Annotated in this window: 24 protein-coding genes; 13 read left to right on the top strand and 11 right to left on the bottom strand. The window is 68.1% G+C overall.

The features are described from left to right. Positions 1-1,185, bottom strand: coding sequence for a glycogen synthase (gene glgA / locus QZ258_RS03475; protein ID WP_294179046.1), 1,185 nt, complete (start codon positions 1,183-1,185; stop codon positions 1-3). A gap of 45 nt (positions 1,186-1,230) precedes the next feature. On the opposite strand from glgA, the gene QZ258_RS03470 reads away from it, so the two are divergent. Further along, positions 1,231-2,469, top strand: a complete 1,239-nt coding sequence (locus QZ258_RS03470; RefSeq protein ID WP_294179044.1) for a glucose-1-phosphate adenylyltransferase — start codon at positions 1,231-1,233, stop codon at positions 2,467-2,469. Between the two features lie 52 nt (positions 2,470-2,521). After that, on the top strand, positions 2,522-3,163 hold the full coding sequence (gene serB / locus QZ258_RS03465) for a phosphoserine phosphatase SerB (protein ID WP_294179043.1): 642 nt from the start codon (positions 2,522-2,524) through the stop codon (positions 3,161-3,163). Here serB and QZ258_RS03460 read toward each other — a convergent pair. Next, positions 3,160-3,867 (bottom strand): beta-ketoacyl-ACP reductase, encoded by a 708-nt coding sequence (locus tag QZ258_RS03460; RefSeq protein WP_294179041.1) that lies wholly within the window; start codon positions 3,865-3,867, stop codon positions 3,160-3,162. The genes serB and QZ258_RS03460 overlap by 4 nt on opposite strands. A 58-nt stretch (positions 3,868-3,925) precedes the next feature. On the opposite strand from QZ258_RS03460, the gene QZ258_RS03455 reads away from it, so the two are divergent. The 3 genes from QZ258_RS03455 to QZ258_RS03445 are packed head-to-tail and all read left to right on the top strand — an operon-like array spanning position 3,926 to position 5,273. Continuing rightward, entirely contained in the window at positions 3,926-4,213 is a 288-nt protein-coding gene (locus tag QZ258_RS03455) for a DUF3099 domain-containing protein (RefSeq protein ID WP_294179039.1), read from the top strand. After that, positions 4,210-4,443: a hypothetical protein gene (locus tag QZ258_RS03450; protein ID WP_294179037.1), complete on the top strand. Its 234-nt coding sequence runs from the start codon at positions 4,210-4,212 to the stop codon at positions 4,441-4,443. The genes QZ258_RS03455 and QZ258_RS03450 overlap by 4 nt, the downstream gene beginning before the upstream one ends. Before the next feature lie 53 nt (positions 4,444-4,496). Then, positions 4,497-5,273: an SURF1 family protein gene (locus tag QZ258_RS03445; RefSeq protein WP_294179036.1), complete on the top strand. Its 777-nt coding sequence runs from the start codon at positions 4,497-4,499 to the stop codon at positions 5,271-5,273. Between the two features lie 21 nt (positions 5,274-5,294). Here QZ258_RS03445 and QZ258_RS03440 read toward each other — a convergent pair whose 3' ends face one another. Then, positions 5,295-6,893 (bottom strand): ABC-F family ATP-binding cassette domain-containing protein, encoded by a 1,599-nt coding sequence (locus QZ258_RS03440; protein ID WP_294179035.1) that lies wholly within the window; start codon positions 6,891-6,893, stop codon positions 5,295-5,297. Positions 6,894-7,008: 115 nt separating this feature from the next. On the opposite strand from QZ258_RS03440, the gene QZ258_RS03435 reads away from it, so the two are divergent. Then, positions 7,009-7,635, top strand: coding sequence for a biotin transporter BioY (locus tag QZ258_RS03435; RefSeq protein WP_294179032.1), 627 nt, complete (start codon positions 7,009-7,011; stop codon positions 7,633-7,635). A 116-nt stretch (positions 7,636-7,751) separates the two neighbouring features. Here QZ258_RS03435 and QZ258_RS03430 read toward each other — a convergent pair whose 3' ends face one another. Genes QZ258_RS03430 through sufB form a run of 5 tightly spaced genes read right to left on the bottom strand, consistent with a single transcriptional unit; the run spans position 7,752 to position 11,835 of the window. Then, positions 7,752-8,081 carry a metal-sulfur cluster assembly factor gene (locus QZ258_RS03430; protein ID WP_294179029.1) on the bottom strand — a complete coding sequence of 110 codons (330 nt, stop codon included), beginning with the start codon at positions 8,079-8,081 and terminating at the stop codon, positions 7,752-7,754. 47 nt (positions 8,082-8,128) lie between these two features. After that, entirely contained in the window at positions 8,129-8,884 is a 756-nt protein-coding gene (gene sufC / locus QZ258_RS03425; protein ID WP_294179027.1) for a Fe-S cluster assembly ATPase SufC, read from the bottom strand. Positions 8,885-8,902: 18 nt separating this feature from the next. Further along, positions 8,903-9,229: a non-heme iron oxygenase ferredoxin subunit gene (locus tag QZ258_RS03420; RefSeq protein WP_294179025.1), complete on the bottom strand. Its 327-nt coding sequence runs from the start codon at positions 9,227-9,229 to the stop codon at positions 8,903-8,905. After that, positions 9,226-10,416: a Fe-S cluster assembly protein SufD gene (gene sufD / locus QZ258_RS03415; protein WP_294179024.1), complete on the bottom strand. Its 1,191-nt coding sequence runs from the start codon at positions 10,414-10,416 to the stop codon at positions 9,226-9,228. The genes QZ258_RS03420 and sufD overlap by 4 nt, the downstream gene beginning before the upstream one ends. Then, complete coding sequence (gene sufB / locus QZ258_RS03410; RefSeq protein WP_294179020.1) at positions 10,417-11,835, bottom strand: Fe-S cluster assembly protein SufB; 1,419 nt, start codon at positions 11,833-11,835, stop codon at positions 10,417-10,419. 254 nt (positions 11,836-12,089) lie between these two features. Here sufB and QZ258_RS03405 point away from each other — a divergent pair, with 254 nt between their 5' ends. Continuing rightward, positions 12,090-13,019, top strand: coding sequence for a COX15/CtaA family protein (locus QZ258_RS03405; protein WP_363181931.1), 930 nt, complete (start codon positions 12,090-12,092; stop codon positions 13,017-13,019). Positions 13,020-13,037: 18 nt separating this feature from the next. Here QZ258_RS03405 and QZ258_RS03400 read toward each other — a convergent pair whose 3' ends face one another. Then, positions 13,038-13,988, bottom strand: coding sequence for a heme o synthase (locus QZ258_RS03400; protein ID WP_294179018.1), 951 nt, complete (start codon positions 13,986-13,988; stop codon positions 13,038-13,040). Between the two features lie 280 nt (positions 13,989-14,268). Between QZ258_RS03400 and tkt the strand changes: the two genes are divergently transcribed. Genes tkt through pgl form a run of 6 tightly spaced genes read left to right on the top strand, consistent with a single transcriptional unit; the run spans position 14,269 to position 22,473 of the window. After that, entirely contained in the window at positions 14,269-16,368 is a 2,100-nt protein-coding gene (gene tkt / locus QZ258_RS03395; RefSeq protein WP_294179016.1) for a transketolase, read from the top strand. Between the two features lie 48 nt (positions 16,369-16,416). Next, positions 16,417-17,532: a transaldolase gene (tal, locus tag QZ258_RS03390; protein ID WP_294179015.1), complete on the top strand. Its 1,116-nt coding sequence runs from the start codon at positions 16,417-16,419 to the stop codon at positions 17,530-17,532. Continuing rightward, positions 17,529-19,127, top strand: a complete 1,599-nt coding sequence (locus QZ258_RS03385; RefSeq protein ID WP_294179013.1) for a glucose-6-phosphate isomerase — start codon at positions 17,529-17,531, stop codon at positions 19,125-19,127. The genes tal and QZ258_RS03385 overlap by 4 nt, the downstream gene beginning before the upstream one ends. Positions 19,128-19,158: 31 nt before the next feature. Then, a complete protein-coding gene (zwf, locus tag QZ258_RS03380; RefSeq protein ID WP_294179011.1) occupies positions 19,159-20,697 on the top strand; it encodes a glucose-6-phosphate dehydrogenase in 1,539 nt (512 codons plus the stop codon). Beyond that, positions 20,694-21,659: a glucose-6-phosphate dehydrogenase assembly protein OpcA gene (locus tag QZ258_RS03375; protein WP_294179009.1), complete on the top strand. Its 966-nt coding sequence runs from the start codon at positions 20,694-20,696 to the stop codon at positions 21,657-21,659. Before zwf ends, QZ258_RS03375 begins: the two co-directional genes overlap by 4 nt. A 10-nt stretch (positions 21,660-21,669) precedes the next feature. Continuing rightward, the gene (gene pgl, locus QZ258_RS03370; RefSeq protein WP_294179008.1) at positions 21,670-22,473 is read left to right on the top strand and encodes a 6-phosphogluconolactonase; all 804 of its coding nucleotides are present in this window, start codon (positions 21,670-21,672) and stop codon (positions 22,471-22,473) included. Between the two features lie 42 nt (positions 22,474-22,515). Here the strand turns inward: pgl and QZ258_RS03365 are convergent, their stop codons facing one another. Together QZ258_RS03365 and secG are read right to left on the bottom strand one after the other, a co-directional pair. After that, a complete protein-coding gene (locus tag QZ258_RS03365; protein WP_294179006.1) occupies positions 22,516-22,881 on the bottom strand; it encodes an RNA polymerase-binding protein RbpA in 366 nt (121 codons plus the stop codon). A 39-nt stretch (positions 22,882-22,920) separates the two neighbouring features. Further along, positions 22,921-23,172: a preprotein translocase subunit SecG gene (gene secG, locus QZ258_RS03360; protein ID WP_294179003.1), complete on the bottom strand. Its 252-nt coding sequence runs from the start codon at positions 23,170-23,172 to the stop codon at positions 22,921-22,923. Positions 23,173-23,193: the final 21 nt, after the last annotated feature.

Below are 23,193 nucleotides of genomic sequence, written 5' to 3'. Positions count from 1 at the left end.
CTACGGCAGGAGCGACTCGTAGATTCGCCGCGTGCGCTCGGCGATCGACGTCCACGAGAAGTGCTCCTCGGCGCGCTGACGGCCCGCCTCCCCCATGCGTCGCGCCGTCTCCGGATCGCTCGTGACCTCGGTGAGCACCTCCGCGAGATCGGCGATGAAGCGCTCGGGATCGAGAGGGGTGCCGGTGCCGTCGTCGACCTGTTCGATCGGCACCAGTCGGCCGGTGATCCCGTTGCTGACGACCTCCGGGATGCCCCCGGTCGCGGTTCCGACGACCGCGGCCCCGCAGGCCATCGCCTCGAGGTTCACGATGCCGAGCGGTTCGTACACGGACGGGCAGACGAAGGTGGTGGCGTTCGACAGGATCGCCGACAGCTCGTGGCGCGGGAGCAGCTGTTCGATCCAGACGACGCCGCTGCGCTCGCGTTGCAATTCGGCGACGCCCGCCTGGACTTCGGCGAGGATCTCGGGAGTATCGGGAGCGCCCGCGCACAGCACGAGCTGCACCTCCGGCGGCAGCAGGCGTGCCGCGGCCAGCAGGTACGGCAGGCCCTTCTGGCGGGTGATGCGTCCGACGAACACGATGCTCGGGCGGGCGGGATCGATGCCGAAGCGCTCGAGCGTCGCCGGATCGTCGTGGCGGTGCCAGCGCTCGAGGTCGATGCCGTTGTGCACCACATGGACGCGCGCCGGGTCGATGGCGGGATAGCTGCGCAGGATGTCGGCGCGCATCCCGTCGCTGACGGCGATCACGGCGTCGGCCGCCTCGTAGGCGCTCTGCTCCACCCAACTCGAGATGCGGTACCCGCCGCCGAGCTGTTCGGCCTTCCACGGGCGCAGCGGCTCGAGGCTGTGCGCGCTGACGACGTGCGGAATGCCCTGGAGCAGCTTGGCGAGGTGGCCCGCGGCGTTGGCGTACCAGGTGTGCGAGTGCACGAGATCCGCGCCCGCGACGTCGCCCGCGATCAGCAGATCGGTGCCGAGGGTCGTGAGTGCGGGGTTCGCCCCGACGAGTTCTGCGGGAACGCCGTAGGCGTGAACGCCGGCTTCGTCGCGCGGCGCGCCGAAGCAGCGCACGCGGACATCGACGTCCGCGCGAAGCGCCGCCACGAGCTCCGCGACATGCACTCCTGCCCCGCCGTACACTTCTGGCGGATATTCCCGGGTAATCACATCGACTCGCACGTCTTGACGCTAGTACAGGCGCGGTGGCTGACCTACTGTAAGGACATGGTAGCGAAGAAGGTGTTCGGGATCGTTCTCGCCGGGGGCGAGGGGAAGCGGCTGATGCCGCTGACGGCAGACCGAGCAAAACCGGCAGTCCCGTTCGCGGGAGCGTATCGATTGATCGACTTCGCGCTGTCGAACCTGATCAATTCGGGGCTGCGCCAGATCGTCGTGCTGACGCAGTACAAGTCCCACTCCCTCGACCGCCACGTCTCGCAGACCTGGCGGCTGTCGGGACTGCTCGGCAGCTACGTCGCCTCGGTGCCTGCGCAGCAGCGACTCGGCAAGCGCTGGTTCAGCGGTTCGGCGGATGCGATCTTCCAGAGTCTCAATCTGATCCGCGACGAAAAGCCCGACATCGTGGTCGTGGTCGGCGCGGATCACGTGTACCGCATGGACTTCAATCAGATGGTCGAGGCGCACATCGCCTCGGGTCTGCCGGCGACGGTGGCGGCGATCCGCCAGCCGCTCGGTCTCTCCGACCAGTTCGGGGTGATCGAGGTCGATCCGACGAATCCCGGTCTCATCTCGGCGTTCCTTGAGAAGCCGAAGAACGCCGCCGGGCTCGCCGATTCGCCGAACGAGTTCTTGGCATCGATGGGCAACTATGTCTTCGACGCCGACGCCCTCATGGCCGCCGTCGAGCGCGACAGCGAACTCGTCGGCTCGAGCCACGACATGGGCGGCGACCTGATCCCGGACTTCGTCTCGCGCGGCGAGGCGGGGGTCTATGACCTCATCCAGAACGAGGTGCCGGGATCGACCGAGCGCGATCGCTTCTACTGGCGCGACGTGGGAACGATCGATTCGTTCTTCGACGCGCACATGGATCTCGTGTCGGCGCTGCCGGTCTTCAACCTCTACAACCGCGATTGGCCGATCTTCAGCCAACAACTGAATTCGCCGCCCGCGAAGTTCGTCCGCGACGAGAAGAACGCCGTCGGCACGATGATCGACTCGATCGTGTCGCTCGGCTGCGTCGTCTCGGGCGGGCACATCGAACGCAGCGTGCTCGGACCGTGGGCCAGCGTCGAGTCAGGCGCGAAGGTCGTCGACTCGGTCGTCTTCGAGCGGGTGACGGTCGGCGCGGGGGCCGTCGTGCAGCGCGCTATTCTCGACAAGGACGTGGTGGTCGAAGCCGGCGCGACGGTGGGTGTCGATCACGATGCGGATCGCGCGCGAGGCTTCACCGTGACCGAGAGCGGAATCACCGTGGTCGGGAAGGGACTCCGCGTCGGCTGATTCTCCCCGACCGGATGCCGCATCCGGCGCTGCACCCGGAAGGCTCCCCCGCATGGCACGCTTCCTCGTCGTGCTCGACGTCGATTCCACGCTCATCGAGCAGGAGGTGATCGAACTGCTCGCTGAAGAGGCGGGTGTGCTCGATGAGGTCGCCGAGATCACCTTCCGCGCGATGAACGGCGAGCTCGACTTCGAGCAGAGTCTGCGCTCGCGGGTCGCGACTCTTGACGGGCTCTCGACCGACGCGATCGCCCGCGTGCGCGAGCGCGTCACGGTGACGCGGGGTGTTCCCGAGCTCGTGGCCGCGGTGCAGGCGGCGGGGGGTGCGGTCGCGGTCGTCTCGGGCGGATTCCACGAGGTCATCGACCCGATCGCCGCCGGGCTCGGTCTCGACGAGTGGCGTGCCAACCGGCTGGAGGTCGTCAACGGACGGCTCACCGGCACGGTGATCCCTCCCGTCATCGACGCCGGGGCGAAGGCCCTGGCGCTCGAGGAGTGGGCGAGCGCGCGCGACATCCCGCTGTCGCAGACCGTCGCGATCGGCGACGGCGCCAACGACCTCGAGATGATGGCGCGCTGCGGTCTGGCGATCGGATTCGATGCCAAGGCGCCCGTGCGCGACGAGGCGCACGTGATCCTCGACGAGCGCGACCTGGCGCTCGTGCTTCCCCTGTTGGGGTTCGCCCGGGCTTAGTGACCCATGCCGAGTCCGCCATCCACCGGGATGACGGCGCCGGAGATGTAGCCGGCGTCATCGGAGGCGAGCCACGCGATCACCTTGGCGACTTCGGTGGGCTGGGCGAAACGGCCCGCCGGAATCGACTTCTTGTACTCCGCCTGCTGCGCCTCGGGCAGCTCCGCCGTCATGTCGGTCTCGATGAACCCCGGCGCGACCACGTTCGCCGTGATGCCGCGGCCGCCGAGCTCGCGCGTGATGGATCGCGCCATCCCCACGAGACCCGCCTTGGACGAGGAGTAGTTCACCTGCCCGGCGCCGCCGAACAGACCGACAACGCTCGACACGAGAATGATCCGGCCGAAGCGGGCCTTCAGCATTCCCTTGCTCGCGCGCTTCACGACGCGGAAGGCCCCGCCGAGGTTCGTGTCGACGACCTGTTCGAAGTCTTCGTCACTCATCCGCATGAGGAGTGTGTCGCGCGTGATGCCGGCGTTCGCGACGACGACCTCGACCGGTCCGAGCTTCTCCTCGACCTCGGTGAAGGCGGCGTCCAGCGCGGCACTGTCGGTGACGTCGGCGCGCACCGTGAGCGTGCCTTCCGGGCCCTCGCCGGATCGTGCGGTCACCGCGACGCGGTGGCCCTGGGCGACGAATTCTTCCGCAATCGAGCGGCCGATGCCGCGATTGCCGCCGGTCACGAGGATGGTGCGCGTAGTCATATCTGGGAGCCTACCGAGCCAACGCGGATGCCACGACGCGCGTAGTCTGGACAGACCCATGAGAACCACATCCGCCTCGATCACGTCGCTCCCGCCGTCGCCCGATGACGAGCGGCGCGGACGCATGATCAAGTACCTGATCGCCATGGCGATTCGCGTGGTGTGCATCATCCTCTGCATCGTGGTGCCAGGCTGGTGGGTGCTGATTCCGGTGCTCGGTGCGGTCTTCTTGCCCTATTTCGCGGTGTTGATCGCCAACTCGACCACCTCGAAGGCGGGCTCGATCGAATCCCCCGGCGGCGTCGTCGTTCGCGTGACGCCCGCCCCGACGGGCGAGTCGGCGTGATCGGGTTCGGCGAGACGACGGTCCGCTGCTCCGCGTCGGGATGCACGGAGGCCGCGCAGTGGCGGGTCAACTGGCGGAACCCCCGCATCCATGCCGCCGACCGGGTCAAGGTCTGGTTGGCGTGCGACGCGCACCGGGGCACGCTCGACGAGTATCTGACGACGCGGGGCTTTCCGACGCTGGTGACCGCGCGCGATGACGTGCCCGAGCTCGTGCCGGACCGCGCGTGAGCGAGGTTTCGCAGCCCTCGGCCCCCACGGGAGTCCAGCGCTGGGGAGGTTACGTGGCGTTCGTCGTCCTCTTCGCGATCGCGTGCGGTCTGCTGTCCTGGTGGCAGTGGTCGCGGCGTGACGAGGCGGTCAGTGAGATCGTCCGCGTCGAGACCAACTACGACGCTCCCGCCGAGCCTCTCGCCGCCGTGCTCCCCCACCTCGACGAGGCCGACCAGGAGCTCGAGTGGACGCCGGTCGTGCTGCGCGGCGAGTATCTGAGCGAGCACCAGCTGCTCGTGCGGAACCGCGTTCAGGATGGTCTGCCCGGCTTCGAGGTTCTCGTGCCGTTCCAACTCGAGGACGGTCGCGTGTTCGTCGTCGACCGCGGCTGGGTGCCGCTCGCGGCCACCGGCTCGCTCCCCGAGTTCGTCCCGGATGCGCCGAGCGGTCAGGTCGAGGTCGTCGCGCGCCTTCAGCTCGGCGAGCCGGAGATCCCCGGCCGAAGTGCCCCCGAGGGTCAGATCGCGACGATCCAGCTGCCGACCATCGACGAGCTGGTGCCGGCCTCGGTGTACACCGGGATGTACGGTCTGCTGGCGAGCGAAGACCCGGCGCCCGCGGAGCGCCCGGCGGCCGCGGTCAAGCCGGAGGCGGACGAGGGTCCGCACGCCTCGTACGCCCTGCAGTGGATTCTGTTCGCCGTCATCGCGGTGGTCGGGCTGGTCTGGGCCTATCGGCGCGAACGCCGCATCGCCGCGCTCCCGCTCGAGGAGCAGGCCGCGGCGCGCGCGGCGCGTCCGCGTGAGCTCGATGCGGAAGAAGAAGACGCGATCCTGGACCGTCAGTAGCCGAGCGTCAGCTCGGCATGATCAGGCCAGCGAGATCAAGTCGGCGTAGTCGGGCGTCCAGTGGTCTTCGACGCCGTCGGGCAGGATCAGCACGCGCTCCGGGTTGAGCGCCTCGACCGCCCCCTCGTCGTGGCTGACGAGCACGACCGCGCCGGTGTAGCCCGCCAGGGCACCGAGAATCTCCTCGCGGCTGGCCGGATCGAGGTTGTTGGTCGGCTCGTCCAGCAGGAGCACGTTCGCCCCGCTCACCACGATCATCGCCAACGCGAGCCGGGTCTTCTCGCCACCGGAGAGCACGCCCGCGAGCTTGTGCCCGTCGTCGCCCGTGAACAGGAACGAGCCGAGCACCTTGCGCGCCTCGGTCTCGGTCAGGTTGGGGCTTGCGGCGACCATATTCTGCAACACGGTGCGCTTGACGTCGATCGTCTCGTGCTCTTGCGCGTAGTACCCGATCCGGAGTCCGTGCCCGGGCTCGACCTGGCCGGTATCGGGTTGATCGACGCCCGCCAGGATGCGCAGCAGGGTGGTCTTGCCGGCGCCGTTGAGCCCCAGCACCACGACCTTCGAGCCGCGGTCGATCGCGAGATCGACGGCCGTGAAGATCTCGAGTGAGCCGTAGCTCTTGCTGAGGCCACTCGCCGAGATCGGAGTCTTGCCGCACGCGGCCGGATCGGGAAAACGCAGCTTGGCGACTCGATCCGCGGCGCGGACCTCCTCGAGCCCGGAGAGCATCTTCTCGGCGCGCGCGACCATCTGGTGCGCGGCCGCGGCCTTGGAGGCCTTGGCGCCGAACTTGGCGGCCTGCAGCTGCAGCGCGGTCGCCTTCTTCTCCACGTTGACGCGTTCCTTCTTGCGGCGGTCCTCGTCGGCTTCGCGTTGGCGCAGGTAGTGCTTCCAGCCCATGTTGTAGACGTCGATCACCTGGCGGTTGGCATCCAGATAGAAGACCTTGTTGACGACCTCTTCGACGAGGTCGACATCGTGGCTGATGACGATCACGCCGCCCTGGTACTGCTTGAGGAATTCGCGCAGCCAGACGACGCTATCGGCGTCGAGGTGGTTCGTGGGCTCATCGAGGATCATCGTGTCGGCGCCCGAGAACAGAATCCGTGCGAGCTCGATGCGGCGGCGCTGGCCGCCGGAGAGGGTCTTCAGTGGCTGGTCGAGGATGCGGTCCGGAAGCGCGAGGTTCGACGCGATCGCCGCGGCCTCCGCCTCGGCGGCGTAGCCCCCGAGCGCGAGGAAGCGATCTTCGAGCTTCGCGTAGCGGGACATGGCGGCCTCGCTGATGGCGGCATCCGGGCTCGCCATGTCCATCGTGGCCTGCTGGATGCCGATCACGAGGCTGCCGAGACCGCGGGCATCGAGGATGCGCGTGCGGGCCAGCTGCTCCGGATCGCCGGAGCGCGGGTCCTGCGGCAGGTAGCCGATCTCACCGTGGCGATCGATCTTGCCGCCGCTCGGCGCGGTCTCCCCCGCGAGGGTCTTCGTCAAGGTCGTCTTGCCCGCACCGTTGCGGCCGACAAGCCCGATCTTGTCGCCCTTGTCGACTCGGAAGGACACCTCTTCCATGAGGAGGCGAGCCCCCACGCGGATTTCGAGGTCTTGCACGGCGAGCACTGTGACGTTCCGTTTCTTCGGGAGGTTTACGACAAGAGGCTGGAAGAGCCAGCCCGCTAGTCTAACCAGTGAGGCGCCCGCCTCATTCCCCCCGACGAACGCCAAGGATTCCGATATGACGTCTCTCGCACCTGCTGCCCCGCGCCTCGTCCTCGCGGACCGCCTCGTTTCGCGCACGCTCGCCACCGATGTGGTGCTGGTCGCCGCGGGCGCGGCACTGACCGCGATCCTCGCCCAGGTGTCGATCCCGATGTTCCCGGTGCCGATCACGGGACAGACGCTCGCGGTCCTGCTCGTCGGCGCCACGCTCGGCGCCGTCCGCGGAGCATCCTCGCTCGCGCTCTACGCGGTGCTCGGCCTCGTCGGGCTTCCGGTCTACGCGCCGCAGGCCGATGGCACTCACCTGACCGGATTCCTCGCCCTGGCCGCCCCGAGCTTCGGCTACATCATCGGGTTCGTGGTCGCCGCGGCGATCGTCGGCTGGCTCTCGGAGCGCACCTGGGACCGCAAGTTCCTGAAAGCGCTCGCGACCTTCGTCGGTGGATCGCTGGTGGTGTTCGCCTTCGGCCTTCCGTGGCTTGCCTTCGTCACGGGTGCCGACCTCGCCCAGACCTTCGCGTGGGGCTTCACGCCGTTCATCATCGGCGGCGTCATCAAGGCCGCGATCGCTGCGGCGCTGCTGCCCGCCGCCTGGTGGGGAGCCGAGAAGCTCGCCGAGCGTCGCGCGAACGACGCCGCGTAGCCACCGCACGCACGCGAAAGGCCCCGGAGAAATCCGGGGCCTTTCGCATGGCTGTCAGCTGCTGAAGCCGATCCGCCTGTCGGCGGCGCGATCGGCACTGACAGCCCACCGGGCTCTCAGATGCTGAAGCCGATCGCGCGCATCATGTCGCGGCCGTCGTCGGTGATCCGCTCGGGACCCCACGGCGGCATCCACACCCAGTTGATGCGGAAGCGCTCGACGATGCCGTCGAGCGACTGGCCGATCTGCTCTTCGATGACGTCGGTCAGCGGGCAGCCGGCCGAGGTGAGGGTCATCGAGATCACGAGAGCGTCGTTCTCGTCGTCCCACGCCAGATCGTAGATCAGGCCGAGGTCGACGATGTTGACGCCGAGCTCGGGATCGATGACGTCCTTGAGTCCCTCTTCGACCTGGTCGAAGAGCTTCGGTTCGAGGGCGGTAGGCATGCGCTTAGGCTACGCGCTTCGTCGGGAAAACGCCGAGAGTCACCTGATCACGCCTCGACGAGGTAGCGGTCGTAGCCTTCGTCCTCGAGACGCTCGGCGAGTTCCGGTCCGCCCTCTTCGGCGACCTTGCCGTCGACGAAGACGTGCACGAAGTCCGGCTTGATGTAGCGCAGGATCCGCGTGTAGTGCGTGATCAACAGGATGCCGAGGCCCGTCGTCTCGTGGGCGCGGTTGACGCCCTCGGACACGATCTTGAGCGCGTCGACGTCGAGACCGGAGTCGGTTTCGTCGAGCACCGCGAACTTGGGCTTCAGAAGCTCGAGCTGCAGGATCTCGTGGCGCTTCTTCTCGCCGCCGGAGAAACCTTCGTTGACGTTGCGTGCGGCGAAGTCGCCGTCCATGCGGAGGTTCTTCATCGACTCGCGCACGGTCGTGGTCCAGCCGCGGATCGCGGGGGCTTCGCCGTCGAGGGCGGTCTTGGCGGTGCGGAGGAAGTTGGAGACCGTCACGCCGGGGATCTCGACCGGGTACTGCATCGCGAGGAACAGCCCGACGCGAGCGCGCTCATCGACGCTCATCGCGAGGACGTCCTCGCCGTCGAAGGTGATCGTGCCGCCGTCGACGTTGTAGCGCGGGTGTCCCGCGATCGTGTACGCGAGCGTGGACTTGCCGGAGCCGTTCGGGCCCATGACCGCGTGGATCTCACCCGAGTTGATGGTGAGGTCGACGCCCTTGAGGATGGGCTTCTTGCCGGTGTCGGTGTCGATGCTGACCTGAAGGTCGCGAATCTCGAGAGTGCTCATGTGTGTGCGTTCCTTGCTTCAGACCGCGAGCCGCTGGCTCGCGTCGATGTAGACGTCACCGTCGATGATCTCGACGGCGAAAACGGGAACCGGCTCGTAGGCCGGGAGGGTGAGGGGCTTGCCGGTGGTCAGTTCGAACTTCGAGCCGTGCGCCCAGCATTCGAGCGTGTCGTCCTCGACGAAACCCTCGGACAGCGAGATGTCGCCGTGCGTGCAGGTGTCGCCGAGCGCGTGGACGGCACCGGCGGAGTCCATGACGACGGCGATGGGCACGCCGTCGACCACGACCTTCTTGGCGGTGCTCGGCGACAGTTCGCTCACCGGGCAGACCTTCGTTGCGCTCACGCGGCGCCCTCCAACTCGTTCTCGAGAGCCTCGATGAGTCGCGCCTCGAGCGCGGGCTCTCCGATCCTCTGCACGACCTCGACGAGGAAGCCGAGGACGACGAGTCGACGCGCCTCCTTCTCGGTGATGCCGCGCGACTGAAGGTAGAACAGATGCTCGTCGTCGAAGCGGCCGGTCGCGCTCGCGTGGCCCGCACCGGCGATATCTCCGGTTTCGATCTCGAGGTTCGGGATCGAGTCGGCGCGCGTGCCCTCGGAGAGCACCAGGTTGCGGTTCTGCTCGTAGCTGTCGGTGCCTGTGGCGTCGCGGCCGATCAAGACGTCGCCGATCCACACGGTCCGCGCTCCCGCGCCGTTGAGCGCGCCCTTGTAGGTCACGCGGCTCACCGTGTGCGGGGCGATGTGGTGCACGAAAACCTGCTGCTCGAGGTGCTGGCCGGCGTCGGCGAAGTAAACCCCGAGGGCCTCCACGTCGGCCCCTTCGTCGGCGAGAGCGGTGCTGGGGTTGACCCGCACGACTCCCCCGCCGAGCGAGACGACGATGTGCTTGAGCTTGGCGTTCCGCCCGACCGTGGCGAACTGGCTCGAGAGGTGAATCGCCTCGTCGTTCCACTCCTGCAGGCTCACGACGGTGAGCTGTGCGTCGTCGCCGACGATGATCTCGACGTTCTCGGAGAGCTGTGCGGCACCTTGACTGTCGAGGACGACGAGGCCGGAGCTCTGCGCGGCGGCCTCGATCAGAACGTGCGCGGCACGCGGAGTCTCATCGAGGGCGTTGCGCGTGACCGTGAGCACGTCGCCCTCGCCGGTGACCGAGATGTGCAGCGCGTGCTCGAAGCTCGCCCAGGCGTTCGCGGCCGCCTTATCTTCCGGTGTTCCGGCAGATCCGATGCGCGCATCGTCGCGACCGATCCACTCGACCGAGATGCCCTCGACCTCGGGGTACATGACCGCGTAGGGGCTGCCATCGAGTTCGCCGTCGATGAGCGGCCGGAGCCGCTCGACGGGTGAGAGCTTCCACTCGGCCTCGCGGCCGGTGACCTCAGGGAAGGCGGACGGGTCGGTCGAGGCGAAGCGCTCGGAGCGCGTCTGGACCGGGGCCGTGCCGGGGCCGTGCGAATGCTGCGCCAGGCCGTGCTGATTCGGCGCGACGGCCTGATCGGTGGTCGTCGTGGGAACTGCGGACATCTAGCCGACGCTGCCTTCCATGCTCATCTCGATGAGCTTGTTGAGCTCGAGTGCGTATTCCATCGGGAGTTCGCGCGCGATGGGCTCAATGAACCCGCGCACGATCATCGCCATCGCTTCGTCCTCGGGGAGACCGCGCGATTGGAGGTAGAAGAGCTGCTCTTCGCTCACCCGCGACACGGTCGCCTCGTGACCGAGCTGAACGTCATCGACGCGGATGTCGATCGCCGGGTAGGTGTCCGAACGCGACATCGTGTCGACCAGCAGCGCATCGCACCGGACAGTGTTGGCCGAGTGGTGCGCGTTCTCCGCGACGCGAACCTCGCCGCGGTATCCGGCGCGTCCGCCGCCGCGGGCGATGGACTTGGAGACGATCGACGACGTCGTGTACGGCGCCATGTGAATCATCTTGGCGCCCGCATCCTGGTGCTGACCGGGGCCCGCGAAGGCCACCGAGAGCGTCTCGCCCTTGGCGTGCTCGCCGACGAGGAAGATGCTCGGGTACTTCATCGTGACCTTGGAGCCGATGTTGCCGTCGATCCACTCCATCGTCGCGCCCTCGTGCGCGACCGCGCGCTTGGTGACGAGGTTGTAGACGTTGTTCGACCAGTTCTGGATCGTCGTGTAGCGAACGCGGGCGTTCTTCTTCACGATGATCTCGACAACGGCCGAGTGCAGCGAGTCGGACTTGTAGATCGGGGCGGTGCAGCCCTCGATGTAGTGCACGTACGAGCCTTCGTCGGCGATGATGAGCGTCCGCTCGAACTGGCCCATGTTCTCGGTGTTGATCCGGAAGTAGGCCTGCAGCGGGATCTCGACGTGGACGCCCGGCGGAACGTAGACGAAGGAGCCACCCGACCAGACGGCCGTGTTGAGGGCGGCGAACTTGTTGTCGCCTGACGGGATGACGGTGCCGAAGTACTCTTCGAAGAACTCCGGGTGCTCGCGCAGCGCCGTGTCGGTGTCCATGAAGATGACGCCCTGCGCCTCGAGGTCTTCGCGGATCTGGTGGTAGACCACCTCCGACTCGTACTGCGCGGCGACACCGGCGACGAGTCGCGAACGCTCCGCCTCCGGGATTCCGAGCTTCTCGTAGGTGTTGCGGATGTCCTCGGGGAGGTCTTCCCAGGACTGCGCCTGCTTCTCGGTCGAGCGCACGAAGTACTTGATGTTGTCGAAGTCGATGCCCGTGAGGTCGGCACCCCAGGTCGGCATCGGCTTCATCCCGAAGATCTTGTGCGCCTTGAGGCGCATCTTGAGCATCCACTCGGGTTCGTTCTTGAGCTTCGAAATCCCGGCGACCACGTCTTCCGAGAGTCCGCGCTTGGCCACCGAGCCAGCGGCATCGGAATCCGACCACCCGAACTCGTATTGACCGAGGCTCGCAAGCTCTGGTCGGTCGATGAGCACGTCTGACATGCGTTACCTCTCTCCTGCCGAAGCGGACTGTTCTGCCCGTGTCGGTGTGTTGGTCCAGGCTCGCGCGCGGAAGTTCCGGCGACCGAGCGCAGCGCCGCGGTGCGCCTGAACTACTCGATCTTACAGGCACGGCCTGGGCTTCCGCAGAGGGCGGCGGCGTGGTCGCGCGCGGGAAGCGCGGATCGCGCCGACCTAGACTCGTTGTGGCGCCGGGCTCTGGCGCACGCATCTCGGATTCGAAAGGCTCCTCGCCCGTGACACTCGGCAACTCGTCCACCCTGAAGCCTTCGAGCCGCGGTCGCGGATGGTTGCCGACGAGCGTGGACGACACGCGCCTGCGCGTTGCCGCCTGGGCCTCGTTCGTGGCCGAGGTGCTCATCATCGCGACCGGGGGTGCGGTGCGTCTCACCGGCTCCGGGCTCGGCTGCCCGACCTGGCCGACGTGCACCGCGGAGTCGCTGGTGTCGACGCCGGAGATGGGCATCCACGGCGTGATCGAGTTCGGCAACCGCACGCTCACCGGACTTGTCGGCATCCTCGCGCTCGCGGTGGTGGTGCTGGTGTGGCGGATGCGTCGCGAACGCCGCGACCTGTTCGTCCTCGCCCTCGTGGTGCTCGGCGGCGTCGTGGCGCAGGCGATCGTCGGCGGAATCACCGTGCTCACCGGGCTGAACCCCTTCATCGTGGGGTTCCACTACATCGCCTCGGTCGCGCTCGTCGCGGTGGCGGCCGCGTTCCTCGCGCGTCGCAACCAGACGCCCGGCCCGCGCGAACTCGCCGTGCCGCGCTGGTACGCGATGGTGTCGCGGCTGACAGGGCTGGCGCTCGCCGTCACGATCTTCGTCGGCGTGCTCACGACCGGCGCCGGACCGCACTCGGGCGATTCCGAGGCGGGACGCAACGGCTTCGACGCGGAGCTGCTCTCGCACTTCCACTCGTGGCCGGGGTACACCCTGCTCGCGCTCACGCTCGTGCTCGTGGTGGCCGCGTGGCGCGGCCGCTTGGCGCCGCTGCGCTGGATGCTCGTCCTTCTTGCCGTCGAGGTTGTCCAGATCGCGGTGGGGCTGTATCAGGCCCGCACGGGACTTCCGGAACTCGCCGTCGGCGCCCACATGGTGCTCGCGGCGCTCGCGGCGGCCGCCTTCACGGTCGCCAGCACGCGGTTGCGTCGCCCGCGCGGGTGACGTCCGCCGGTCGGGGGCTCAGAAGACCGGCAGGAAGAGCAGCGGGTCGAGCCCCACGGCGAGGAAGACCACCGTCAGGTAGGTGATCGAGGCGTGGAAGACGCGCATCGGCTGCACCTCTCCGTCGCGGATCGCCCGCGAGTAGAGACGGTGCGACTCGAGCACGAACCAGGCACCGGCGAGCGTGGCCGCTACGGCGTACAGGGCGCCCATCGGGGCGATCGGGATGAGCAGGAGCGAGCAGGCGACGGTGGCCCACGCGTAGAGCACGATCTGGAGTCCGACCACGGTGCGTCCGCGCACCACGGCGAGCATCGGAACCGAGACGGATGCGTAGTCGGCGCGGTAGCGCATCGACAGCGGCCAGTAGTGCGGCGGCGTCCACAGGAAGACGATGCCGAACAGGATCACGGGAGCCCAGTCGAGGGAGCCGGTTACCGCCGCCCAGCCGATCAGCACGGGCATGCATCCGGCTGCGCCGCCCCAGACGATGTTCTGCGGCGTGCGGCGCTTGAGCACGAGCGTGTAGACGAGGACGTAGAACAGGATCGCCGCGAGCGAGAGCACGGCGGCGAGCCAGGTGGTGAACACCCAGAGCCAGGCGATCGAGACGACGCCCGTGACCCAGGCGAAGACGAGCGCCTCGCGATCGCTCAACTCGCCCGTCACCAGGGGACGCTTCTGGGTGCGCTTCATCACCCGGTCGATGTCGCGGTCAAGGTAGCAGTTGAACGCGTTCGCGCTGCCGGCAGAGAGCGAGCCGCCGACGAGCGTGGCGAGCACGAGCCACAGGTTCGGGATGCCTTGGGCGGCCAGCACCATCACGGGCGCCGTCGTCACGAGCAGCAGCTCGATGACGCGCGGCTTGGTCAGCGCGACGTACGCCTTGATCTTCTGCACGACCCCGATGCGCCGCGGGTCAGCGGTCCGCTCGGCGTTCACAGCGGACGTGTCGACGGCTCCGGACATAGCTCCTCGGATGGTGGTTCGGCCGGTTCAGTCTAAGCGACGCCGCGGTGACCGTCCGACCCGGCGGCGAAGCTTCGGCGCCGGGCGCGCTCCCACCCGGTCCCGACGCGTCGACCAGGGCGATTCCCTATACTCGTAGCGTTCCCTGGCCGCGAGCCGGACTCCCCACACATCGTGACCGTGGGTGCCGGTTGCCGCGGTGCGCCAACGATGTCGGTCGGTGGAACCTGCACTGCAGGAGCTTCTGCCTCCTGCCCGGTTATCGAAAGGTCTACACCTCGTGGCACCACTCTCCTGGGATGAACTCGACGCGAAGGCCGTCGACACCGCTCGGATCCTCGCCGCCGACGCGGTCGAGAAGGTCGGCAACGGCCACCCGGGTACGGCGATGAGCCTCGCGCCGGCTGCGTACCTGCTCTTCCAGAAGGTGATGCGCCGCGACCCGAAGGACCACAGCTGGCTCGGCCGCGACCGGTTCATCCTGTCGGCGGGTCATTCCTCGCTCACCCAGTACGTCCAGCTCTACCTGGGCGGCGAGGGCCTCGAGCTCGACGATCTCAAGGCGCTGCGCACCTGGGGCTCGAAGACTCCCGGTCACCCGGAGTACGGACACACCGACGGCGTCGAGATCACCACCGGTCCGCTCGGCCAGGGCCTCGCCTCCGCCGTCGGCTTCGCCTACGCGGCGCGCTACGAGCGCGGTCTATTCGACCCGGAGGCGGCGGCGGGTACCAGCCCGTTCGACCACTTCGTCTACGTGGTCGCCGGCGACGGCGATATCCAGGAGGGTGTGACCGCCGAGTCGGCACCGCTCGCCGGGCACCAAAAGCTCGGCAACCTGATCGCGATCTACGACTCGAACCAGATCTCGATCGAGGACGACACGCAGATCGCGTTTAGCGAGGACGTGGCGAAACGCTACGAGGCCTACGGCTGGCAGGTGCTCACGGTTGATTGGAAGAAGACCGGCGAGTACGTCGAGGACGTGCACGCGCTCTACGCGGCAATCGAGGAAGCGAAGGCTGAGACCGACAAGCCGTCGCTCATCATCCTGAAGACCATCATCGGCTGGCCGAGCCCCAAGAAGCAGAACACCGGCAAGATCCACGGTTCGGCGCTCGGTGCCGACGAGCTCGCCGCCGTCAAGCAGGTACTCGGCTTCGACCCCGAGAAGACCTTCGAGGTCTCGGATGAGGTCATCGCCCACACGCGCAAGCTCGCCGAACGCGGGGCAGCTGCCCACGCCGAATGGCAGCGCGGGTTCGACGCCTGGGCCGCCGCCAACCCCGAGCGCAAGGCTCTGCTGGAGCGCCTTGAGCGTGGCGAACTGCCCGAGGGCGTCGCCGAGGCACTGCCGAGCTTCGAGGCCGGCACCGAGGTCTCGACCCGCGCCGCGAGCGGCAAGGTCATCACGGCGCTCGGCGCCGTCGTTCCCGAGCTGTGGGGCGGCTCCGCCGACCTCGCCGAGTCGAACAACACGACGATCGGTGGGGCGAAGTCGTTCGTGCCCGCCGAGCACTCGACGCACGAATGGACGGGTGACCCCTACGGCCGTGTGCTGCACTTCGGAATTCGTGAGCACGCGATGGGCTCGATCCTGAACGGCATCGTGCTCCACGGCAAGACGCGCGCCTTCGGCGGAACGTTCCTGATCTTCAGCGACTACATGCGTCCGGCGGTTCGTCTCGCCGCGCTCATGCAGGTGCCGTCGATCTTCGTCTGGACCCACGACTCGGTCGCCCTCGGCGAGGACGGCCCGACGCACCAGCCGGTCGAGCAGCTCACGACGCTGCGCGCCATTCCCGGTCTCGACGTGGTTCGCCCCGCCGACGCCAACGAGGTCGGCATCGCCTGGACGACGATCCTGGAGCGTCGCAACGCGCCGGCCGGCATCGTGCTCAGCCGCCAGAACCTGCCGGTCTTCGAGCGTGGCGAGGGTGCGGCCTCGGGCGAGAGTTTCGCCTCGGCAGCGCTTGTCAGCAAGGGCGCCTACGTGCTCGCGGAGGCGCCGAACGGCACCCCCGACGTCATCCTCCTCGCCTCCGGATCCGAGGTTCAGTTCGCGGTCGAGGCTCGCGCCGCGCTCGCCGAGGACGGCATCCAGGCTCGGGTCGTTTCGGTGCCGTGCCAGGAGTGGTTCGAAGAGCAGAGTGCGGAGTACCGCGAGTCGGTGCTGCCGGCCAGCGTCCAGGCCCGCGTGTCGGTCGAGGCGGGCCTCGCGCTCACCTGGGCACCGTACCTCGGCGACGCCGGACGCTCGGTCTCGATCGAGCACTTCGGCGCCTCGGCCGACTACAAGACGCTCTACCGAGAGTTCGGCATCACCACCGAGGCGACCATCGCGGCCGCCAAGGAGTCGCTCGCGGCCGCGAGCAACTGACACCGTTCCGGTCCACCACTTTTTCACCACACACGGAAGATCACGCTCATGGCAGTCAACACCTCCCCCACCGCTCAGCTCTCCGAGGTCGGCGTCAGCATCTGGCTCGACGACCTCTCGCGCGAACGCATCTCGACCGGCGGCCTGCAGAAGCTCATGGCCGAGCGCAACGTCGTCGGGGTCACCACGAACCCGACGATCTTCGCCGCGGCCCTCGCCAAGGGTGAGGCCTACGACGCGCAGGTCGCCAGCCTCGCGGCGGCGGGCGCGAGCGTGTCGGAGGCGGTCTTCGAGATCACCACGGATGACGTGCAAGCGGCATCCGACATCTTCCGTCCGGTCTACGACGCCACGAACGGCGTCGACGGCCGCGTGTCGATCGAGGTGGCACCGGATCTCGCCCACGACGCCGCGGGGACGATCGCCGAGGCGAAGCGGCTGTGGGCCAAGGTCGACCGCCCCAACGCGATGATCAAGATCCCCGCCACGATCGCCGGTCTCGAGGCCATCACGGAGGTCATCGGCGCGGGCATCAGCGTCAACGTGACGCTGATCTTCAGCCTCGCGCGTCACCAGGCCGTCATCGAGGCGTACCTCGCCGGTCTCGAGAAGGCGAAGGCGGCGGGCATCGACCTGTCGACGATCGAGTCGGTCGCCTCGTTCTTCGTGTCGCGCGTCGACACCGAGATCGACTCGCGGCTTGAGGCGATCGGCACTCCCGAGGCGATCGCGCTGAAGAGCAAGGCGGGTGTGGCCAACGCGCAGCTTGCCTACCAGCTCTTCGAGCAGCAGTTCGCGACCGAGCGCGCCCAGGCGCTGCTCGCGGCCGGGGCCAATAAGCAGCGTCCGCTCTGGGCCTCGACCGGCGTCAAGAGCCCCGAACTCCCGGACACGCTCTACGTCACCGAGCTCGCAGTGGCTGGCGTCGTGAACACGATGCCGGAGAAGACGCTCGAGGCGACCTTCGACCACGGCGTCATCGAGGGCGACCGGGTGACCGTCTCGTACGGCGAGGCGCAGCAGGTCCTCGACCAGCTGGCCGCCGTCGGCGTCGACTATGACGACGTCACGGCGCTGCTCGAGAAGGAGGGCGTCGAGAAGTTCATCGTCTCCTGGAACGAACTCCTCGACACCGTCACGGCGGCGCTGGAGGCCTCGAAGTGACCGTCACGGTCCACGCCACGGGCGCGGCGGCCGAAGCTGTTGCGCGCGTTGTGCCGCAGCTCGTCGCGGACGGGGTCGCGAGCGGAATCACCTCGCTTGATGCGACGCTCTGGGGCCCCGAGGCCGAGGCCGAGGCCGCGATCCGGTTGGGGTGGACCGAAGCGGTCGCGCTTTCGACGCCGCTTGTCGATGACATCCTCGCCCTGCGCGACTCGCTGCGTGCGAACGGCATCGACCACATCGTGCTCGGCGGAATGGGCGGCTCGTCGCTCGCACCCGAGGTCATTACCAAGACCTACGGCGTCGCCCTCACCGTGCTCGACTCGACCGACCCGGCGCAGGTGCGCGCGGCGATCAGCGATCGTCTGGCACGCACCGCCGTCGTGATCTCGTCGAAGTCGGGCTCGACCGTCGAGACCGACAGCCAGCGCCGCGCCTACGAGCAGGCGTTCCGCGACGCCGGGATCGACCCGATCTCGCGCATCGTGATCGTGACCGACCCGGGTTCGCCGCTCGATGTCTCGGCCCGCGAGACGGGCTACCGCGTCTTCAACGCCGACCCGAACGTCGGCGGTCGGTTCTCGGCCCTCACCGCGTTCGGTCTCGTTCCGAGCGGCCTGGCCGGCGTCGACATCCAGCAGCTGCTGGATGAAGCGGAGGCGGTCTCGCTCGAGCTCGCCCTCGACTCCGCGAGCAACCCGGGACTCGTCCTGGGGGCCGCGATCGCGGGAACGCGCCCGCTCAAGAACAAGCTGGGCATCGTCGCCGACGGCACCCACATCGTCGGATTCGCGGACTGGGCCGAGCAGCTCATCGCCGAGTCGACGGGCAAGAGCGGCACCGGCCTGTTGCCGGTTGTGCTCGAGACGGATGCTCCCGAGCTGTCGATGGACCTCCCCGACCTCCAGATCGTGCGTCTCGTCGCCGATGCGCGCGCCACGCGCGAGGTGCTCGAGGGCGAGATCGAGATCTCGGGCAGTCTCGGCGGCCAGATTCTGGTCTGGGAGTACGCCACCGCGGTTGCCGGTCGGCTGCTCGCGATCGATCCCTTCAACCAGCCCGACGTCGAGTCGGCGAAGGTCGCCGCCCGCGCATTGCTCGACGCGCGTCCCGAACCGACCGAGCCGGCCTTCGTCGTGGACGGCATCGAGGTGCGCACCTCCGGCCCGCTCGCGATCGAGGGAACGACGCTCTCCGGGGCGATCGACGCGCTCCTCGCGTCGCTCCCGGCGGACGGCTACCTCTCGATTCAGGCGTACCTCGACCGCATCGCCTATCCGGAGCTCGAAGAGCTGCGGGCGCTGCTCGCCGCACGCGCCGGTCGCCCCGTGACCTTCGGCTGGGGACCGCGGTTCCTGCACTCCACCGGCCAGTTCCACAAGGGCGGACCCGCGATCGGCGTGTTCTTGCAGATCGTCGGCACGACCGCGACCGACCTTGAGATCCCGGATCGCCCGTTCACCTTCGGCCAGCTCATTCAGGCGCAGGCGGTCGGTGACGCGAGCGTTCTGGCCGAGCACGGTCGGCCGGTGCTGTCGCTCACGATCGACGACGTGGCGAGTGCGGCCGTGGCGCTGCGCGCCGCGATCGGCTGACCCCTCCCCGACCGAACGTCAAGGAACACGCATGCCTGTCGAGATCACGCCGGACTTCAACCCACTCCGGTTGGCGTCGGATCGCCGCCTCAATCGAATCGCCGGTCCGAGCGGACTGGTCATCTTCGGTGTCACGGGAGACCTGTCACGCAAGAAGTTGATGCCCGCCGTCTACGATCTCGCCAACCGAGGGCTCTTGCCGCCGGGCTTCGCGCTCGTCGGTTTCGCTCGGCGCGAGTGGGCGGACGAGGACTTCGAGAAAGAGGTCCACGACGCGGTCAAGCAGTACGCGCGGACGCCCTTCGATGAGGACGTCTGGCGCCAGCTCAGCCAGGGCATCCGCTTCGTCCAGGGTGACTTCGACGACGATGCGGCCTTCGACCGGCTCAAGGCGACGATCGAAGACCTCGATGCGCACCGCGGCACGATGGGCAACCACGCCTTCTACCTGTCGATTCCGCCGAAGTCGTTCCCCCTCGTCACCGAGCAGTTGCGCCGTTCAGGCCTCGCCGAGCAGGTCGACGGGCAGTGGCGTCGCGTCGTCATCGAGAAGCCGTTCGGGTCCGACCTGACGACGGCGCGCGAGTTGAACGACGTCGTCGAGTCGGTCTTCCCGCCCGACAGCGTGTTCCGCATCGACCACTACCTCGGCAAGGAGACCGTCCAGAACATCCTGGCGCTGCGATTTGCCAACCAGCTCTACGAACCGATCTGGAATGCGAACTACGTCGACCACGTGCAGATCACGATGGCCGAGGACATCGGGGTCGGCGGTCGAGCCGGCTACTACGACGGCATCGGTGCCGCTCGCGATGTGATCCAGAACCACTTGCTGCAGTTGCTCGCCCTGACCGCAATGGAGGAGCCGGTGTCCTTCGACGCCGCCGACCTGCGCGCGGAGAAGGAGAAGGTGCTGTCGGCGGTTCGTCTGCCGAAGGACCTCGGGGCGGCGACGGCACGTGGTCAGTATTCGAGCGGGTGGCAGGGCGGCGAACGCGTGCCGGGCTTCCTCGACGAGGACGGCATGAACCCCGACTCGGTCACCGAGACCTTTGCGGCGATGCGCCTCGACATCAACACGCGCCGGTGGGCGGGGGTGCCGTTCTATTTGCGCGCCGGGAAGCGACTGGGCCGTCGGGTCACCGAGATCGCCGTCGTGTTCAAGCGCGCGCCGCAGTACCTGTTTGCAGAGAGCCAGACGAGCGCACTCGGCCAGAACGCGCTCGTGATCCGCGTCCAGCCGGACGAGGGCGTGACGATTCGCTTCGGCTCCAAGGTCCCCGGCGCGGGGATGCAGGTGCGCGACGTCACGATGGACTTCGGCTACGGCCATGCCTTCACCGAGGCGAGCCCGGAAGCCTACGAACGCCTCATTCTCGACGTGCTGCTGGGTGACCCGCCGTTGTTCCCGCGCCACGAAGAAGTTGAACTCAGCTGGAAGATTCTCGACCCGATCGAGGAGTACTGGGCCACCCAGGGGCAACCGGAGCAGTACCGGCCGGGAACCTGGGGCCCGTCTTCGGCGGATGAGCTATTGGCCCGCGACGGCCGAGTCTGGAGACGCCCGTGATCGTCGATCTGCCCGCCACGACCACCAGCCAGGTGTCGAAGGCTCTCGTCAAGATCCGTGAAGAGGGCGGCGCCGTCGCCCTGGGCCGCGTTCTCACGCTCGTCATCGCGGCCGTCCACGGCGCGGAGGAGGAAGCGATCGAGGCGGCGAACGACGCCTCCCGTGAGCATCCGATGCGTGTCATCGTGCTGTCGCGCAGCGAGAACCCGGACGACGAAGAAGCCCGCCTCGACGGCCAGATTCGCGTGGGCGGCGACGCCGGGGCGAGCGAGGTCGTCGTGCTGCGCGCCTACGGCGCGGTCGGCGGCGACGAGGAGGGACTCGTAACGAGCCTCCTGCTGCCGGACGCCCCCGTCGTCGTCTGGTGGCCCACCGCGCACCCCGAGAACCCCGCGAAGTCTCCCCTCGGACGGATCGCCCAGCGGCGCATCACCGACTCCGCGGCGGCAGGCAGTCCGCTCGAGTCGATGACGATGCTCGCTCGCAACTACGGTCCCGGCGACACCGACTTCGCCTGGACCCGTCTCACGCTCTGGCGCGCCCAGCTGGCCGCGGTGCTCGACCAACCGCCCTACGAGCCGGTCACGGCCGTCTCGGTGAGCGGCGCGGCGGACTCGGCGTCGACATCCCTGCTCGCTGCATGGCTGGGGCTTCAGCTCAAGGTCGATGTCGCGCTCGAGATGAGCAACCACTCACACGGATCCAGCGGCATCCACGGCGTCACGTTGGAGCGCGCATCCGGAGACGTCGTGCTCGAGCGCGGACAGCCGAACGTCGCCACGCTCAGTCAGCCGAACCAGCCGACTCACGACATTTCGCTGCCGCGCCGCAACCTGCGCGATTGCCTCGCCGAGGAATTGCGTAGGCTCGACCCCGATGACCTCTACGGAGAGGTCCTCACGCAAGGAATCGGACACATGGACGCGATCGCGCACGACGCGACGTCGTCCCGTGGCAAGTGAGGCAGACTCTATGACCAACGAACGGCGAGTTCTCGTCCACCCCGACAAGTCGTCACTTGCGGGCAGTGTGGCGGCGCGCTTCATCACCAAGATCATCGACGTGATCGAAGAGCAGGAGTTCGCCCACGTCTGCCTCACGGGCGGCACGATGGGAGCCGCGGTTCTCGCGGCGATCAACTCGTCCCCCGCGCGCGACAGTGTCGACTGGAGTCGGATCACGTTCTGGTGGGGCGACGAGCGCTACCTTCCGCGCGGCGATGCCGAGCGCAACGAGACCCAGTCGCGCGACGCGCTCCTGGACCACCTGCCCCTCGACGAGTCGCAGATCAAGAGCTTTCCGGCACCGGGCGAACACGACGACATCCACGCGGCCGCGGAGTACTTCGAGACGGTGCTTGCGGAGGCGGCGCCCGAGGGGCGGCGTTTCCCGCGGTTCGATGTCACCTTCCTCGGCGTGGGCCCGGACGGTCACATCGCCTCGCTGTTTCCCGATCACGCGGCGGTGCACGACACCGACCGCGTCGTCCTCGCCGAGACCGACTCCCCCAAGCCGCCGTCGGAGCGGCTCACGCTCACCCTGCCCGTGCTCAACGCCTCGGACCGCATTTGGCTGGTGCTCGCCGGCGCCGACAAGGCCGGTGCTCTGGGCTTGACGCTCGCGGGCGCGAGCATCAACGATGTTCCGGCAGCCGGCGCCGAAGGGCGAAAGCGCACCGTGTTCTTCGTCGACCGGGACGCGGCGGCGGAGGTCCCGGAGGCGCTCATCGCGCCGAACTCTTACTGGACCGCGGCGCACGACCTGCCCGCGAACTGAGACGGCGCCGCAGCGAACGCTGCGACGCCGAGGTGGCTCAGTTCAGGATGCGGCGGCGGTTCCGCGGCGCTCGCGCAACTGCTGCACCGCGTCGTCGAGAATCTGCTTCGCCTCGTCCTCGCTGCGACGCTCCTTGACGTAGGCCAGGTGAGTCTTGTACGGCTCCATCTTGGAGACCGCGGGCGGGTTCGCCTTGTCGCGACCGGCCGGCAGTCCCGATGCGGGGCAGTCGATCGTCTCGGGGATCTCTTCATCGGGGAGATTCGCCGCGAAGTGCCGCACCGTCTCGTTGCCGAGAGCATCCCAGTACGAGATCGCGACGCGGTCCGCGTGATACCCGCGGTCCTGCTCGCCCATCGGACCGGATCCGACGCGGGATCCTCGAATCGCGCTACCGCCAGATGCCATGATGCCTCCGTTGTGAAGTGAGTGGTCGGGCCCGGTGACTCAGGCGCCGGTGTCGAACTTGATGATGAGGCCGAGCACGACGATGCTCGCGACCCAGACCAGCGCGAGGATGACCGTGATGCGGTTGAGGTTGCGCTCGGCGACACCCGATGAGCCGAGGTTCGACGTCACGCCGCCTCCGAACATGTCGGAGAGGCCGCCACCGCGACCGCGGTGCAACAGGATCAGGAGCGTCAAGAGCAGGCTGGTGATACCCAGCACGACCTGCACGGCGACTGTCAGAAATTCCACGCGAAACCTTTCGATGCCGAA

The organism is uncultured Schumannella sp. (assembly GCF_905479755.1).
GTDB lineage: Bacteria > Actinomycetota > Actinomycetes > Actinomycetales > Microbacteriaceae > DCRR01.
The sequence above is the reverse complement of the archived record's forward strand: the minus strand, read 5'-3'. Positions and strand labels throughout refer to the sequence as shown.

Excerpts from the sequence above, each read along its gene's own strand:
- QZ258_RS03470 (WP_294179044.1), top strand. The coding sequence starts at position 1,231 with ATGGTAGCGAAGAAGGTGTTCGGGATCGTTCTCGCCGGGGGCGAGGGG.
- serB (WP_294179043.1), top strand. The coding sequence starts at position 2,522 with ATGGCACGCTTCCTCGTCGTGCTCGACGTCGATTCCACGCTCATCGAG.
- QZ258_RS03460 (WP_294179041.1), bottom strand. The coding sequence starts at position 3,867 with ATGACTACGCGCACCATCCTCGTGACCGGCGGCAATCGCGGCATCGGC.
- QZ258_RS03455 (WP_294179039.1), top strand. The coding sequence starts at position 3,926 with ATGAGAACCACATCCGCCTCGATCACGTCGCTCCCGCCGTCGCCCGAT.
- QZ258_RS03435 (WP_294179032.1), top strand. The coding sequence starts at position 7,009 with ATGACGTCTCTCGCACCTGCTGCCCCGCGCCTCGTCCTCGCGGACCGC.
- QZ258_RS03430 (WP_294179029.1), bottom strand. The coding sequence starts at position 8,081 with ATGCCTACCGCCCTCGAACCGAAGCTCTTCGACCAGGTCGAAGAGGGA.
- sufC (WP_294179027.1), bottom strand. The coding sequence starts at position 8,884 with ATGAGCACTCTCGAGATTCGCGACCTTCAGGTCAGCATCGACACCGAC.
- sufD (WP_294179024.1), bottom strand. The coding sequence starts at position 10,416 with ATGTCCGCAGTTCCCACGACGACCACCGATCAGGCCGTCGCGCCGAAT.
- sufB (WP_294179020.1), bottom strand. The coding sequence starts at position 11,835 with ATGTCAGACGTGCTCATCGACCGACCAGAGCTTGCGAGCCTCGGTCAA.
- QZ258_RS03400 (WP_294179018.1), bottom strand. The coding sequence starts at position 13,988 with ATGTCCGGAGCCGTCGACACGTCCGCTGTGAACGCCGAGCGGACCGCT.
- tal (WP_294179015.1), top strand. The coding sequence starts at position 16,417 with ATGGCAGTCAACACCTCCCCCACCGCTCAGCTCTCCGAGGTCGGCGTC.
- zwf (WP_294179011.1), top strand. The coding sequence starts at position 19,159 with ATGCCTGTCGAGATCACGCCGGACTTCAACCCACTCCGGTTGGCGTCG.
- pgl (WP_294179008.1), top strand. The coding sequence starts at position 21,670 with ATGACCAACGAACGGCGAGTTCTCGTCCACCCCGACAAGTCGTCACTT.
- QZ258_RS03365 (WP_294179006.1), bottom strand. The coding sequence starts at position 22,881 with ATGGCATCTGGCGGTAGCGCGATTCGAGGATCCCGCGTCGGATCCGGT.